This window comes from Cyclobacterium amurskyense (assembly GCF_001050135.1).
Lineage (GTDB): Bacteria > Bacteroidota > Bacteroidia > Cytophagales > Cyclobacteriaceae > Cyclobacterium > Cyclobacterium amurskyense.
This window is the reverse complement of the sequence record NZ_CP012040.1, coordinates 6,082,083-6,097,071: the sequence shown is the minus strand read 5'-3', so window position 1 is coordinate 6,097,071 and position 14,989 is coordinate 6,082,083. Positions and strand designations below refer to the sequence as shown.

Genomic DNA, 14,989 nt, shown 5'->3' with positions numbered 1-14,989 from the left:
AGTGCTTTTTTCTCACTTTTTAGTCGAAAGATCAAACTTAAAAAATCTGAAATGATTGCAGATTTTGCTTGTGTGATCACAGTTTATAAAGAAAAAGACATAGCGTGGCCCCTAGTAAGTGCGCTTTTGGCTCAGGATTATCCCCATTTTCATATTTATTTGGTGGCTGATGGAATTACCGAAAAATTGGACGTGAAGGAGAATGAAAAACTGACGGTTTACCAGCCTAGTACTTTTTTAAACAGTAAGGTCGCTTCTTTAGGGCTTGTTCTTGATAATATGAAGGAAAGTCATAGTCATGTGGTGGTGTTTGATCCTGATAATCTAGTACCCTCGCATTTTTTAAGGACAATTAGTAAGTTTCATGACCAAGGATATATGGCAGTTCAAGGTAAAAGAATTGCGAAAAATATTGCTGGTACCTACGCGGCATTGGATGCTTTAGGAGAGTACTATTATGACTTTGCGGTAAGAAATGTTCCTTTTCGTTTGGGATCATCTTCCACCATTGCAGGTTCGGGAATGTCAATAGAAAAAAACTTATATAGCAAAAATATTGCGAAGGAATTATTGGTGTTAGCAGAACAAGGGGTGGTTGTGGCAGAGGACAAATCTTTGCAGTCCGAACTGGTAGATCAAGGACATACCATTGCCTATGCGGCTGCAGCGATTATCTTTGATGAAAAGATTACCGCATCCGAACAAATAGGGAGACAAAGAGGAAGGTGGCTGAATAGTTATTTTGGTCAGTTGCCGGAAAACTTAAAGTTATTTGGAAAAGGAATTTTAAAATTTGATTGGAACCGTATTTATTTTTCTTTAATGACAGCAATGCCACCAATGGTGATTTTGGTCGGTTTGAGCGGGCTTTTGGCATTTGTTGCATTGTTTATCCACTTGGCTTATTTTTTCCTTATAGCTGGGAGTATGGTGCTCTTTGCGTTAGGATTCCTATTGTTACTATTGCTGAATAAAACACCTCAAAAAGTCTTAAATGCCATCCCCAAAATACCTTTGTTTGTGTTAGGTCAAATTTCCGGGATTTTGAATATAAGAAAGGCCAATAAAGATTTTATGGCGACAACCCATAATGAAATTTCGGAAATAAGTAAGCTATGGAAGGAGAGGAAGCATGAATTTAAACACCTAAAAAAAGATTGGGAATAAACTCATAGAAGTTTATTTCAAGTTTATTTTTTGATTTTATCTCTAAGCGTTTTCAGCATAATGGGGTAATTTTGGATGGCTTTGATCCAGCATTTCCCAAGGCTGACGTCAATAAACTTGTTTAAAATTACATGTTTGACGATTGCGGTAATTAAAAGGGCTAGTACCAGCCCGTAAGCAGCCCCTAAAAGACCAAACCATTTGATAAAAAACCAGCTAAAAGCAGCACCGTATACGAAAGTGCCAAATACCATGATCATATTAATGAATGGTTTACCTATGGCATCTAGAAAAACCCCAGACTGCCTGTCAAAAGGCTTAATCAGGGCTAAAAATGCCATGATTCTCAAAAAAGGAACCGCTTCTAAATAGGCTTCCCCTGCGATTAATAAGACAATATAATGTGCGAATATTATACAAAATAGCCAAAATGGTGCCGTAAGACTAAGCATCATTCCCAAGGTTTTCTCATATATCTCACCCACAAGTACAGGTTGTTTTTTGTCGTGGGCCTCCGCGGCCTTTGGATAACTGATCGAAGCGATAGAATTGACTGGTATTTCCACCATATTCATTACTCTTCCAGCCGTATTGGCCATGGCAACTTGAACTGGGGACAATAAAGCTCCGAGTAAAAATTTGTCTAAACTATTGGTCAGCATTGATACAAGGTTGGTACCAAAAACAAATTTCCCAAAATGAAAGATTATTCCCAGCCAATATTTCTCCACTTTTAGACGGAGTTTAAAGTAATTCCTAACCTGATACATTGACATAAATGTGGCCAGAAGAAAAGCCAAATTTTGGTACCAGGCCAATTCTATAAGGCTTAGTTTTGAGTCAATTAGGTATGCAAATAAAATAACCAGAAAGAAAGGAAGGCTTTTACTGATTCCTGCAAGAAAATAGGCTTTAAAATCATACTTAGCCTGCATAAGCACCATATTATGGGTATGAAAAATAAGTACAGGTAGGATTAAAGAGTGGATTTTAACCAAATCAGCCAAACCTTCAGCATTAAGTAATTGCTCTAGTGGTCGGGCCAGTATCCATAGTAATAGCACCATCAATAAAGTTAAAGCGGCATTTAACCAAATGGAAGCGGTTTGAATTTTCGCTTGAATAGCATCTTCCTTTCCTACAAGAAATTTAATCATGCCATTTTGAATAAAGCCATTTCTAGCCATGTCGATGATAGAGACAATGGTGATAAGCAATACCCAAATACCAAATTCTTCAGGACTAAAGACCCTTACCAACAACATGAACCCAATAAAACCCAGAAGAAAATCCACTCCACGGTGCATCATAGTAAAAAAACCTCCGGTAAGCCAATATTTCTTATCTGTCATTTCTTCGCATAGGTTTTCTGATAGGCCGAAAGTGTATCCAATGCTCCTTTTTTATAATCAAATAGTGGGGGCCTTTTGAAACCCTTGTTTATAAGTTTATTTCTAGTGTCTTCTTCAGACAATAACTTTTCAATGGCCCCGCTGATCGCTGAAGGGTCAAATGGGTCAATGATGATTGCTGCATCTCCTGCAACTTCGGGCATGGAGGAGGTGTCAGAAGTGATTACAGGGCATCCACAAGCCATGGCCTCTAAGATGGGTAGACCGAAACTTTCTCTTAGGGATGGGTATAGAAATATTTTTGCTTGGCTGTAAATAGCTGGTAAATCTTCGTTTGGTATATACCCCGTTAAGTGGATTTTTGAAATTAATTGTGGCGCCATAATCTCATTTAGCATTGTTTCTAGCACTTCTTTGCCAAAGTCCGGCATAACAATGTCTGGGTATTCAACCTTGTTCTTTTCTAATATTGCAAGACTTTTCAGAACACCTTTAAGGTTTTTCTTTGGGTCAGTATTACCGAGGAAAAGTATAAATGATTGGGGTAAGTTGTATTTCAAACGAATTGCCTCTTGTTTATTTGGCTCCTCTACTTTGAAATGACCTGCTACACCATTGTAGATTACCTGAACATCATTATCGTTCATGCCAAAATGTTGGACAATTCTTTTTTGCTCATAATTGGAAACAGTGAAAATCATGGCCGCCTTATTCACTACCTTAGGTACATTCCACCTTCTGTAAATATTACCTAATCGTTGGTACCAGGTACCTTCTTTTAGGTTTATCTTTTCAAGATAAATAATATCATGTAAGGTGATGAGCAGGGGGATAGAGCACGAAACGGGAGCGGTATTGCTAGTGCAATGAAGTAAATCCAATTGATAGGTTTTTACTGCTTTTGCAAGGTTACGCTGTTCCCATATAGGGTAGAGAGCAGGGGCCAACGGGATGATTTTGAAATTGTCAGTTTCCTGAATTGCGGAGGTGTCCTCAGTATCATTCACAAAGATAAAATACTCATTTTCCGTATCCAATTGCTGCAGGTTTCTGATCAGGGCAAGGGCTACCATGTCCATGCCATGCTTTTTTTTCCTAAAAATCCGCTGTGCTTCTATTCCTATCCTCATCTTCTTGTCGTTTAATTAATTAAGGTAGGGTTCTCCTTAATGTCTTTTAAAAAAAGTCCGTCAATAAATCCTTTAAAATATTTTCTAGCATGGTCCATTTCTCCTTGAAAAAGATGGACCAACAGGTTTTTGGGTAGTGCTATAAAAAGATAGTAGCCCGCAGTGAAGATGAATAATGGATAGTCAACATTTCTCCTTAGGTATAACCACCTGTTACGGCTCATATAATAGGTCTTCAGTAAAGAATTTTTACCTACACTCATGGATTCCTTGTGTAGAATAAAGCTTTTTGGCTCGTACCAAATTTCATATCCAGCTTGTTTGATACGCTCGCAATAATCCATCTCTTCATAATATAGGAAATATAGCTCAGCCATTAAACCTATTTCATCTACTACTTTTTTTGGAATAAACATGGCTGCCCCATGGGCCAACTGAGTGATTTCTGCCACCTGATGCTGGCCTTGATCTTTTTCTAAATAACCTTTCCCTTTCCCTCTCCCTGTTATAGGGTTTATCGCTGAAAATCCGGCATACTGAATAATGTCTGGTTTTTCATGATACAAGATTTTAGGGCAAACAAGACCTACTTTTTCCGAATTTTCCGCACGTTCCAATAGGGCTTCCAATATATCAGGGGCCACCTCCGTATCGTTATTGATTAGAAAGAAATAGTCGCCTTTGGCAATTTCCATTCCTCTATTGTTTCCGCCGGCAAAACCTTCATTTACAGGGTTTTTGACTAAAATAGTGTCTGGATACTTTTCTAGGAGATTATCCGGAGACTCTTTTGAGGCATTGTCCACCACGATCACTTCCACGTTAGGGTAGGTGATTTTTTGAAAAGAAGCTAAAAAATCCATTGTATGGATTAGGCCATTATAATTAATAGTAATGACGGAGATTAATGGTTTATTCATTTTCAGAAGGTTTATTTAAACTTTTATCCATGTCTTCGGCAAGGAAAAAATAGGCCCAAGACATATAAAGAATGATTCCTGTTGGCATTTGGCCTAATAGAGGATTACCATAAGAGGCAGCAGCTATACCTACATATCCGCCAAATAGAGCGAAGAGTTTTTGCCGTAACCTCGGGTCCTTAACTTTCCATATTTTTAATAGCCCCATTCCCGCAATAAATGCTAAAATGCCTATATGCAGGTATAAACCTACAATGCCCATCTCTGCCCATATTTTCACAAACCAACTGTCATTAGGGGTTTCAGCTAAAAAGGTGCCCGGACTAAACCTTTGACCCCATGATCCCGAAGTGCCAATACCTCCCCCGAAAGGTCTGCTTTTTAAGTATTCTGCAAACTTCCTTTGGTTTAAATACCTAACATTTAATGATGGGTCTGAAGGATCTAATGCAGACCTCATTCTCCGGACTTGGTAATTGTTGTTAGCAATGGTCGTAAATTTCAAAAACGAAAACACCAGCAACAACCCTAGTAGTCCCATTACCATTAATTTAAAATTTTTGGAGGCAAAAAGATAAGCCATTGTGCCTGCTACAGGTACCATCAATGCTCCCCTTGTGCCACTCATTATCATAAGGTAAAAGAACAACAAAGCCATAACTGCAAAAATTATCCTTTTCTTGAGTGAAAAAGGACCTAAGGCCAAGACCATTGCCATTACCCCTGAATGGGCTATTCCAGCACCAAATTGACCTGCGTCTGAGAAAAAACTAAAAACACGAAGGTTTCCAAACAAAACATGAGTTGATCTGGAACCAGCATCTAACCATCGGTTTTCTGCTGCATCCAAGCCTATATAAAATTGTCTTAAACCCCAAAAAGAAGCGAGTACACTTAAAGCAAAAACAATTATAAATAGTCTATTTATATCAGATGGTTTATTGGCATACAAAAGTGTAAGTGGAACCGTAAGAAACATATACAAAGCCGTGCCTCTTACTGCATAAAACCAAGCCGTAACGCTTCTCGCTTCAGGATTAAAGATTTCTGCTACATTATATCCCATCCAAATTAGGGTTACTAAAATGAGACTATTATGTAGTTTTGAAAAATCAGTCTCCACTTTATTATGAAAAAGAGCACTGACAATTAGCATGGCCAATGCAAAATCTACAGTAAGCCCTAAGGGTAAATTGGGGACGTATCTGATGGCACCTATGGATAAAAATGCAAAAATTAGTCCGGCTGCAAGTGACTTGTTGGGATGACTCATCATAAATATCCCACCTGCCAATACAAAAGGAAGAACAAGCATTAAACCTATGCCCATCACCCCTGTTTTGACCACAAATAAACTCAATAGCCCTGCCACGAGCAGGGCAAATATTTTATTTGAGATATCAGCTTTGGTGATTTGCATATTAGTTAGAATTATCCCTTAGGAAAGTAACTGCTTTAATTTGGTTCGAATCTTTGACCTTTTTCTCGGTATTTCACCATTAATGTCCTCCAATTCATCCCCCTCCATTTTATTAAGCCAGATTAAATGCGGAATTTTTATCATTTCATTTAGACTATCGTTGAAATAGGCATCTGAAGATTTCCATTTTCGGCCAGCATCTGTAACCTTCACCAATGCATTTGCTTTGTTAATCAGTGGATAATTGACTGGCTTCACATTGGTATTTGGTAATTCAATAAGGATGAACTCATGTGGTAAGTTGGTCAATCGATCCTCCCAGAATTGGGTTTCTTTTTCAGGATTTGATATAGAATTTATATCCATTACTAAAGTTTCACAAGGCATTTTTTCTACGTCTTCTTTATTGCCACAGTAGATCACACTTCTGTTTTGTTGTAAAAGTTCTTTTGCAAAAAATTGCAATAAAAATGTTTTCCCCTCACCATTTTGATGGCTATAGAAAAGCAGGGTTTTTTGTCCTGAATTGGAGAAGTGCATGCTTAAATTATTATAAAACTGTTTGATTAGGTTGTTTTGTAATATATCCAAATAAACGTTCTTTGGAATATCTTTTTCCATTATCCATCCGCCTGCTACCGGAAGAGATGTAAGTTCGGTGGCACGTTTGCCAGATTTGATTGATGAATCGAGAAAGAAGGAAAGTAGCACCACAGTTAACACCAATCCCCCTGTACCAAGCATTCCTCCTATCACCATTAACATTCTCTTTGAAGCCTGAGGTGTTTTAGGATAAAAAGGTTCGTCAATTAGTTTTTGGGTAGCAGACATTTCAAGATCATATTTCTGAAGGTAAGCCATATTAAGACCATGTAGAATAGAAAGGTATTGTTCTTCATTTACACTTACCTCTCTTTCAAGTTTCTTTAGCTCTGCACCTAAAGGAGCAAACTCATCTATTTTATCTAATAGATATGATTTTCTGGTTTTCATTACATCCAAAGCTTGTTTTTGCTCTTCGTAGGATATTTTTAATGTTAACCACTGATCTAAAATGGTTTCCCTTTGAACACCTTGTATGGAATTGCTATTCTTGAACAATAGGTCCGAAAGTTCTTTTATTTCTTTCTCCAATCCGTCAATCTCTTTTTGTATATTTTCTATTTGTAGATTTTGGTTTTCCAAAACTGATAGGCCTTGAATTTTTAAATTTCTGGTAACAATTTGATCCTGAAGTTTTGAAATGTTTTCAATGATTACCTGTCTTTCGTCAAAATTTTCAAACATTTCTTCGATCTGCTCTAGATTATAGCCGGTACCTGAAAGTAGTCTTCTGGAACGTTCTTCATCTTGGTCATGTTCGAGCTTGGCGATGTCCAGGTATTTACCCTGTTCGTAGTAATTTAGAATACGGTTGTCCGTCATAAACCCTTTGAGGTTTTCTTCAGCTTTTCTTAACTTATTTTGGGCAATGTTGAGTTGATTTTGAAAATAGGCAATGGTATTGGTGTTTTCCAATTCTTTCATATTGGAATACCCACTCATAAATGACTCTGCTAAGATTTTAAGTGTGTAATAGCAAATTCCGGCATCATTTGTACTGTATTTTATTTCCATCATATCACTGGAGAATTTCCTAGAAACTGATAGACGTTCAATTATTTTGTTTACTGAATAATATTCGTGTTCTCTAAGCAAATATTCTATGGGAGAGTTATCGTGCTCTTCGATATTTTGTAAAATATTTTGCAGAGTTTTCTCCTCATCATTTGTAACTACCAATTTTTCCCAGATTGGGGCAGGAATATGTGATTTTAGATCTTGATAGGCTTCGATACATAGCACTTCGTCTTTTTGTTCAGGTAGTGCCAAGTGTTTTGCCAGAAGCTTCAATGAGGCTTCGGTTACGGTTTTTCTGGATTTTACTATAAGGGTTAGGTTGTCAAAAAGGTTGTTGGAGGTGTAAAAATCCATTCTTACAACCCCGCCGTCAGTGGCGCCTCTATCGGAGGTAGGATTTGTAAATACCAACGTTGAGGATTCGTATACTCTAGGAAGATCTTGAGTTAGGAAAAAGACGCCTATAGCTACAAAAATTGGGGTTAAAAAAATCCAAAATTTGTTTTTCCAAAGGAGCCGTATAATTTGTTTTATCGTCATTTTACTTAATAATATTGACAAGGGGTTCCCCTAATAGTATTTCTAATTTCTGAATAGCCACAAAAAAGTTTTTTCTCGCATTTTCATATTCTGAACGCGCAATGGTATAAATTTCCTGATTACGTAAAAAGGAAGTTGGGTCAAGATTACCTAAGTTAAACTCCATCTCCATTTGTTGTAAATTGGTTCGGGCTTTCTCTTGCATTTCTAACCTTATGAGCATTAGCTTCTGCCCAAGTAAGGCACTATTGTACTCTTCAATCACCTGATTGGAAATGGTTAATTCCATTTCCTTTGTTTTATAAAATGTCGCCTCAAGTTCTTGTTTTTGGAGCTTGACCCTGTCTTTTTTCAAAAAGACTTCAGATAGCGGAATACTTAAATTTGCCCCTGTCCTATAACCGTTCGCGATATTAGATAAGTCGGACCCAGAAGCATATAAAATGGCTTGGTTACCGTAAGAGTAATCAACATAAACCCGTACTAAATTTGACCATGATTTTTTGGCTAAATTAATTCTAGCCTCTGCTGATCCTACTAGAGCTTGATTGACTTTTACCGTTGGGTGATTACCTATTGCGATTTCAATCAGGCTGTCCAATTTTGGAAGTTGATCTGCAAGGGGCATATTTAGGTTAATGTACTTTTCAATATCTCCCTGCTCTTGCGCACTGAGTTTTTTACCGGAAATAAAAAAAATAAAAAACGAAATCGTATAAACAATATATTTGAGCAGCTGCTTTTTAAATATGAATTTCATTTATTTATATATCAAAGACATTAAATGTTTTACGTAAAATTAATTACTGTTTATTTCTTATTTTTAAAATAAATGTACTAAAAATTTTAGTTTATCCTTTTTTTTGAATTTAAAATTTTCACTTCTATATTCATTAAATATTTAATAATCGAATGGTTCAGGGTAAGATTTCTGCTAAAATAACACAACTAAGTAAGGAGATTTACGGAAGGGAAACAAGGAGTTTTGCTGAGAGATTAAAAATATATGTTTGCCTTTTTAATGACATCTCGAAAGGAATTCTGCGTGTACTTAATGGGAAATTTCGCTTAAGGAATTGTAAAAGTACTGGCAAATTGATAACTGTTCGAGGGCCTTTGCGTGTAGAAGGTTCAGGAGATATAAAGATAGGTGATCATTGTAAAATTTGGTCCCATATGGGAGTCACTCAGCTGTTTGCTGATAGAGGAGCTGAACTAATTATAGGGGAAGGTACTTTTATCAATACAGCATGTATTGTTTCAGCAAGTAACCGAATTGTCATAGGGAAAAATTGCCAGATAGCAAACCAAGTGATCATTATGGATGGTGATTTTCATGGAGTAGATGACCGAGCTGAGCCGGGAAAATCAGATGCCATCATCATAGGTGATAATGCATGGTTGGCTACGCGGTCAATGGTCTTAAAAGGAGTGAAAATAGGAGAGGGGGCAACTGTCGCAGCTGGAGCTGTAGTGACCAAAGATGTCGCTCCTTACACTTTAGTAGGAGGAGTTCCTGCCAAGCTTATCCGGAAGCTTCAAGCGCCATAATTTAAAAATAATATAGCTGGTTAAGCAATCTCAGCTGTATTTTAACTTTAACTGATACTATATTTTTAAGTGATGGATAATTGCGTGATTTTAGATGATGATACTTCAAGTATAAAAGTACTGTCACATTATATTGAAAAGACTAAATCGCTTAAGTTAGTAGCGAGTTTTTCTGACGCAATTGATGGGTTGAATTATTTAGTGGACAATAGAGGAAAGATTGACCTTTTATTTCTTGACATAGAAATGCCGGAAATGAATGGCTTTGAAATTCTTAAGCATAGCCAATATGATGGAGCATTGATCATTATATCTACGAATAATGAAAATGCAATTGCAGCATTTGAAACCAATGCTTGTTTTTATTTACCTAAACCATTTAGTTATACTCAATTTTTAAAAGGTATAGAAAAACGAAAAGATAAAGAAACAAATATTGACCCCAACTCTTATTCAAAAGATTTTATTTTCGTAAAGGACGATAGATTGTATAAAAAAATTCTATTTTCAGACATAAGCTATTGCGAAGGTAAAGGGGATTATATTAGTCTAAAGTGCAAAAATAAAACCTACACTATAAAATCAACTATTTCCAATTTTATTGATAAACTATCTGGAAATCCAGAATTTGTTCAGGTTCACAGGTCTTATGTTATAAACCTTCATTACCTCACTGATTTTGATAGTGATACTTCTGTAGTTGATGGGAAGATCATACCTATTGGAGCCAAATACAAGGAACAATTAAAAAGTAGTGTGAATTTTTTGTAAAAGGGTATCAGTATTTTCTTTTCAGCTTTCATTCTATATATTCGAGAGCTTGCTTAAAAAACTTTTCAAAAATAGCTGTATGGATTTCTCATTTCCATAGGCCCTATTATTATCAAGTATTTCAGGCTAAGTTTAGTAAGAAATACAAAGCTTCAAAGAAGTAGCTGAAATTAAGCAATAGGCTTTTCCCTATTCAAATAAAAACTGCTACAATCCCAATAAAATCAAATTATCTTGAGGCCAAAGCAAGCCCATATAGTTCATTATAATCCTGTTTATTAGAAACTAGAGGACAATCGGTTGTTCAATTGCCATTAGCAATGTAATCGTCAATTAGGGTTCTGACTATTTCATTTTCATCAATGAACATGTCAATTAGCTTTTTTGATTTCACTAAATCCAGTGTAGTCATTTCCTCCAAAGTTATCGCGATCTCATAAACTTTCCCTAGTCCAGCTGTAAGGGCTGAACCTTTTAGCTTATGGCCCTCAGAACTCAATCCTTCCAAGTTTTTGTCATTATAATGATTTGAAAGCACTTTTTTTGATTGTTCTAATTCATGAATGGTGAGTTTTAATACTTCCTTAATGATCTCAGGTTCATTCCCCAAATACTCCTTTACTTTATTAACATCAAAATGAGATTTTTCCTCAATTTTCTCTTGAACTGTTGAGGTATCGTTTGCCTCTGAAGATTCTTTTTTATCAGCATCGTCTTTTTCAGGGGCTTTTAGCCATTTGTCAAAAATATAAGTTATGTTTTTTTCAACAATAGGTTTTGGTACAAAATCAGACATGCCCGATTCCATGCATTTTTCTTTTTCGCCTTTAATATTCCCTGCAGTGATAGCAACAATTGGAATGTTTCTGGTGCTTTGGTTTTCTTTTATTTTTCGTGTGGCTTCATGTCCACTCATTATGGGCATCTGAATGTCCATAAGTATAATATCTGGTAAATGTTCTATAGCCAATTCATAAGCATCTAGCCCATTGGTCGCTTCAATGATTTTAACATTTGGGGAAACTTTCAATACTATTGTCTTAGCAAGGAACATATTAATTGAATTGTCCTCAGCGATAAGTACCTTTATTTCAGATAGATTCTTATTCTCATTAATTTCTTCAGGAGCAATTGTTTTACTCGTAGCTGAAGGAGCTAGTTTTGATAAAGCCTCAAATAATTCATTGTTTTTGATCGGTTTTGGCAATCTTTTATTTATTAAAAGCTCTTTACATTGCTTCAAAATATATTCATCCTCAGCGGAACTATGTAACAGTAAAACGGGTATTTGGGCTCTCTCTCCAGTAAAGTTCTCTCTTATTTTTTTAGTGGTTTCTAGACCATCCATATAAGGCATATTCAGGTCCATTAATACCACATCATATTCATTGTTTTCGATTTGCTGCAAGGCATCAAATCCATTCTGGGCTTCATCCATTTTTATATTATTCATGGAAAAGATTTCTTTAAGGATAAGGCGATTGTTTGCATTGTCGTCTACTACAAGAACATTTTTTATAGTGAGATTATCAGGTGCTTTAATGATATCTCCAATTTCAGTAGAAAGGACTAGATCGAAATAAAAGGTGCTACCTACATTAAGCTCACTATTTAATTGTAATTTAGAGCCCATCATAGACAGTAATTTGTTGGAAATGGTAAGTCCCAAACCTGTTCCTCCATACTTTTTAGTCGTAGAACCATCCTCCTGCATAAAAGCATCAAAAATTCGCGACTGAAACTCTTTTGTTATCCCAACACCTGTATCCCGAACCTCGAATCTTATTATTCTTTTGTTTTCTTCAATTTTCTCTATTGTATGGATCTTAAGTTCGATTTCACCCTTGTCAGTGAACTTAACAGCGTTGCCTAAAAGGTTGATTAATATCTGTTTTAACCGGATATCATCAACTAAAATAAACCTAGGAAGGTCTTTTTCTATGTTTAGCAACATTTCTATCCCTTTTTTCTGGGCTTGGTAGGATACCACATCAGTTGCTTGACCTGTCAGTTCAAAAATATCTGCTTTAGAAATATCCAATTCAAGTTTTCCTGCTTCAATTTTTGAGAAATCCAGGATGTCATTTATAATATTTAACAGGGCAACTGCAGATTGATTGACAATTCCTATGTACTGATTTTGGGTTTCATTGAGTTCTGTTTTCACGAGAAGGTCCGTAAAACCAATAATGCCATTTAGTGGTGTTCGAATTTCGTGACTCATGTTGGCCAAAAATTCAGACTTTGCTAAACTTGCTTTCTCAGCAATTTCCTTCGATTCGATAAGATTACTTTCTAAAGTATTTCTATCAATGGCGTTCGATATGCTATTGGCAAAGCTTTTTAATAATGAAAGTTCAGCTTTGGACCATTCCCTTTCATTGGTGCAATCGTCATAACCAATAAAGCCCCAGAACCCATTGTCGGTACAAATAGGTGTTGTCAATATTGATTTTATATTTTGTGCATCTAGCAATTTCCTAAGATCAGATTCTTCGGGTAGGTTTGAAATGATTGCCTGAAAAATTTCATTGTTCTCCATAGGGAGCATAAAGTCCCCGAATGCTTCAAAAGGTACATTTTGAAGATCAGGGTTGTTGATCTGAGGCTCTACATTGGCTGCACTCCATTCAAATCTTTGGGAAGAAATTTTCTCATCGTTTTCATCTAAACTATTTTCGAAGTAATAGATCCTGTCTACTCCTACAGATTTACCAATTATTTCAAGGCTATTTTGAATGGCCTCATACACTTTATTGTTCGAAAGGAGCTCATCTGTAGCTTTAGAAATTGCCAAAAGCATTTGCTCTTTTTGAATAAGCTGATTTTCTCTTCTAACTTCTTCGTCTATGTCTTGTATGGTTCCTGACAAGTAAAGGCATTTTCCATCTTCTATAAAGGCTTCACCTAATGTCCTTACCCAGATTTCCTTTCCTGATTCAGTGATTATTTTAAGCTTTTCATCCCAAGATTTACCGTAATTAATGGCCAAATCAATAACCTCTTTCACCTTATCTCTATCGTATCCCTGCTTATAAAAGTTTATTCCATTGGTTAAGTCTGGAATAAAGTCATCAGAAACCTCAAAAATAGACCTAGTGATATCAGTCCAATTTACACTGTTCTTTTCTAAATCTACCTTCCATCCGCCTATTTTAGCCATGGTATTGGTTTGGTTTAAAAATTCTTTGGCATTTTGAACTCTTTTCTCTAATCGTAATCTTTCAGTAATGTCAATGGAGTTGCCAATTACATAACTTTTTCCAAAATGGTCTTTTTCCATTTTATTACTGTATAACCAAACCTTCAGTTGCCCATTCGCTTGGGCAGTAGTCATCAAGCCTTGGGCCTTGCCAGTTTCCTTAATTTCCTTGAGGTAATCATCTACCTCAAATCGAAATTTCAATGGTATGATGTCCCAAAGGGTTTTGTTAAGCATCTCTTCGACCGTATAGCCCAAGAGTCTTGCCCCGTAGTTATTAAAACTTAAAAAATTTCCATCTAGGTCATGGGTTAACATTAAGCCTTGGCTATTCTCAAAAAAGGAGCGAAATTTCTCTTCACTTGCTAACAGCCTTTCTTCATTTTCCTTTTCTTCACTTATGTCTCTACCAATTGCAAAAATCCATTTGTTTGCTAGATCACCAGTAGCTCGCCAAGCAAAAGTTTTATACTCTCCACTACTGCATTTTAACCGATGGGAAAAACTAGAGGTAGACTCTCCATCCATTAGTAAATTAATTTGCTTAATTGTGTTTTTTACATCGTTAGGATGGATATAATCCACAATTGGTTTATTTGAAAGCTCACCTTCATTATAACCTAATAAAGTTTTAAATGCTTTATTTACTTTAATAAATTGCCCATCAAATTTTAATACTGTAATTAAATCTTGGGACAAAGCCATAGCTTGACTGAGTACTTGATCTTCCAAATCCCCACAAGATGAATGCAATAATTGTAAAGCCTGTGGTAATAATAGCCCTAAGTTTTCGGCTATAGGTGATGTTTCAACAGGTGTCTCCTGATTTAAAATGATTAAAAAACCATTGTGCGTCTCCGATGGGTCTTTGAAGGGGAGAATTGAAAGGTGTTTTACCCCATTTAAATGATTGATAAACTCGCTGTCATTAAGTTCTTTATGTTCTGATAAGTCTTTTATTTCTGTAAATCCTATTGCATTTTTTAATATATCAAATAAGGAGTCTGTGTTTTTTATTTCTTTTGAAGATATCTGATCAGAGGAGGTCAGGACATTTATTGTATCATTCTTTAATGCACCTAAAAAAAAGTGATCACAAGAAGTTAATTTTTGAGCTAAAACTACCATTTTTGTAGATATTTCAAGCTTGTAATTACTTTCTTGATTCATTCTTTTAATTTGTCCGGGATTCTCCGTATTATTATCTGAAATATTTTTTTTCATGCTCTGAATTATACTTTCTTGAGATGGATGCATTATCTCAAATTAATTATTAAAACTAGTTTAATCCTTTGTTATAAGTTGTTTGAGTAGTT

The 14,989-nt window shown here is 35.9% G+C and carries 10 protein-coding genes; 3 read left to right on the top strand and 7 right to left on the bottom strand.

The features are described from left to right. The first annotated feature begins 51 nt into the window (after window positions 1–51). A complete protein-coding gene (locus tag CA2015_RS24145) occupies window positions 52–1,167 on the top strand; it encodes a glycosyltransferase (protein WP_240477888.1) in 1,116 nt (371 codons plus the stop codon). A 23-nt stretch (window positions 1,168–1,190) separates the two neighbouring features. On the opposite strand, the gene CA2015_RS24140 is transcribed toward CA2015_RS24145, so the two are convergent. The 6 genes from CA2015_RS24140 to CA2015_RS24115 are packed head-to-tail and all read right to left on the bottom strand — an operon-like array spanning window position 1,191 to window position 8,909. Beyond that, on the bottom strand, window positions 1,191–2,519 hold the full coding sequence (locus tag CA2015_RS24140; RefSeq protein ID WP_048644217.1) for an oligosaccharide flippase family protein: 1,329 nt from the start codon (window positions 2,517–2,519) through the stop codon (window positions 1,191–1,193). Next, window positions 2,516–3,649 carry a glycosyltransferase family 4 protein gene (locus CA2015_RS24135; protein WP_048644216.1) on the bottom strand — a complete coding sequence of 378 codons (1,134 nt, stop codon included), beginning with the start codon at window positions 3,647–3,649 and terminating at the stop codon, window positions 2,516–2,518. Before CA2015_RS24135 ends, CA2015_RS24140 begins: the two co-directional genes overlap by 4 nt. Before the next feature lie 11 nt (window positions 3,650–3,660). Then, on the bottom strand, window positions 3,661–4,569 hold the full coding sequence (locus CA2015_RS24130; protein WP_048644215.1) for a glycosyltransferase family 2 protein: 909 nt from the start codon (window positions 4,567–4,569) through the stop codon (window positions 3,661–3,663). Next, window positions 4,562–5,989, bottom strand: coding sequence for an O-antigen ligase family protein (locus tag CA2015_RS24125; protein ID WP_048644214.1), 1,428 nt, complete (start codon window positions 5,987–5,989; stop codon window positions 4,562–4,564). Before CA2015_RS24125 ends, CA2015_RS24130 begins: the two co-directional genes overlap by 8 nt. 18 nt (window positions 5,990–6,007) lie before the next feature. Then, entirely contained in the window at window positions 6,008–8,149 is a 2,142-nt protein-coding gene (locus CA2015_RS24120; RefSeq protein WP_048644213.1) for a GumC family protein, read from the bottom strand. Window position 8,150: 1 nt separating this feature from the next. Continuing rightward, window positions 8,151–8,909, bottom strand: a complete 759-nt coding sequence (locus tag CA2015_RS24115) for a TolC family protein (protein WP_048644212.1) — start codon at window positions 8,907–8,909, stop codon at window positions 8,151–8,153. Between the two features lie 152 nt (window positions 8,910–9,061). Here CA2015_RS24115 and CA2015_RS24110 point away from each other — a divergent pair, with 152 nt between their 5' ends. Together CA2015_RS24110 and CA2015_RS24105 are read left to right on the top strand one after the other, a co-directional pair. Beyond that, window positions 9,062–9,700, top strand: coding sequence for an acyltransferase (locus tag CA2015_RS24110; RefSeq protein WP_048644211.1), 639 nt, complete (start codon window positions 9,062–9,064; stop codon window positions 9,698–9,700). Between the two features lie 72 nt (window positions 9,701–9,772). Next, window positions 9,773–10,471, top strand: coding sequence for a LytR/AlgR family response regulator transcription factor (locus tag CA2015_RS24105; RefSeq protein WP_048644210.1), 699 nt, complete (start codon window positions 9,773–9,775; stop codon window positions 10,469–10,471). Between the two features lie 304 nt (window positions 10,472–10,775). On the opposite strand, the gene CA2015_RS24100 is transcribed toward CA2015_RS24105, so the two are convergent. Beyond that, on the bottom strand, window positions 10,776–14,897 hold the full coding sequence (locus tag CA2015_RS24100) for a response regulator (protein WP_048644741.1): 4,122 nt from the start codon (window positions 14,895–14,897) through the stop codon (window positions 10,776–10,778). Window positions 14,898–14,989 lie beyond the last annotated feature (92 nt).

Coding starts and splice junctions, on each gene's coding strand:
- CA2015_RS24125 (WP_048644214.1), bottom strand. CDS start 5,989: ATGCAAATCACCAAAGCTGATATCTCAAATAAAATATTTGCCCTGCTC.
- CA2015_RS24145 (WP_240477888.1), top strand. CDS start 52: ATGATTGCAGATTTTGCTTGTGTGATCACAGTTTATAAAGAAAAAGAC.
- CA2015_RS24105 (WP_048644210.1), top strand. CDS start 9,773: ATGGATAATTGCGTGATTTTAGATGATGATACTTCAAGTATAAAAGTA.
- CA2015_RS24135 (WP_048644216.1), bottom strand. CDS start 3,649: ATGAGGATAGGAATAGAAGCACAGCGGATTTTTAGGAAAAAAAAGCAT.
- CA2015_RS24115 (WP_048644212.1), bottom strand. CDS start 8,909: ATGAAATTCATATTTAAAAAGCAGCTGCTCAAATATATTGTTTATACG.
- CA2015_RS24140 (WP_048644217.1), bottom strand. CDS start 2,519: ATGACAGATAAGAAATATTGGCTTACCGGAGGTTTTTTTACTATGATG.
- CA2015_RS24120 (WP_048644213.1), bottom strand. CDS start 8,149: ATGACGATAAAACAAATTATACGGCTCCTTTGGAAAAACAAATTTTGG.
- CA2015_RS24130 (WP_048644215.1), bottom strand. CDS start 4,569: ATGAATAAACCATTAATCTCCGTCATTACTATTAATTATAATGGCCTA.
- CA2015_RS24110 (WP_048644211.1), top strand. CDS start 9,062: ATGGTTCAGGGTAAGATTTCTGCTAAAATAACACAACTAAGTAAGGAG.
- CA2015_RS24100 (WP_048644741.1), bottom strand. CDS start 14,897: ATGAAAAAAAATATTTCAGATAATAATACGGAGAATCCCGGACAAATT.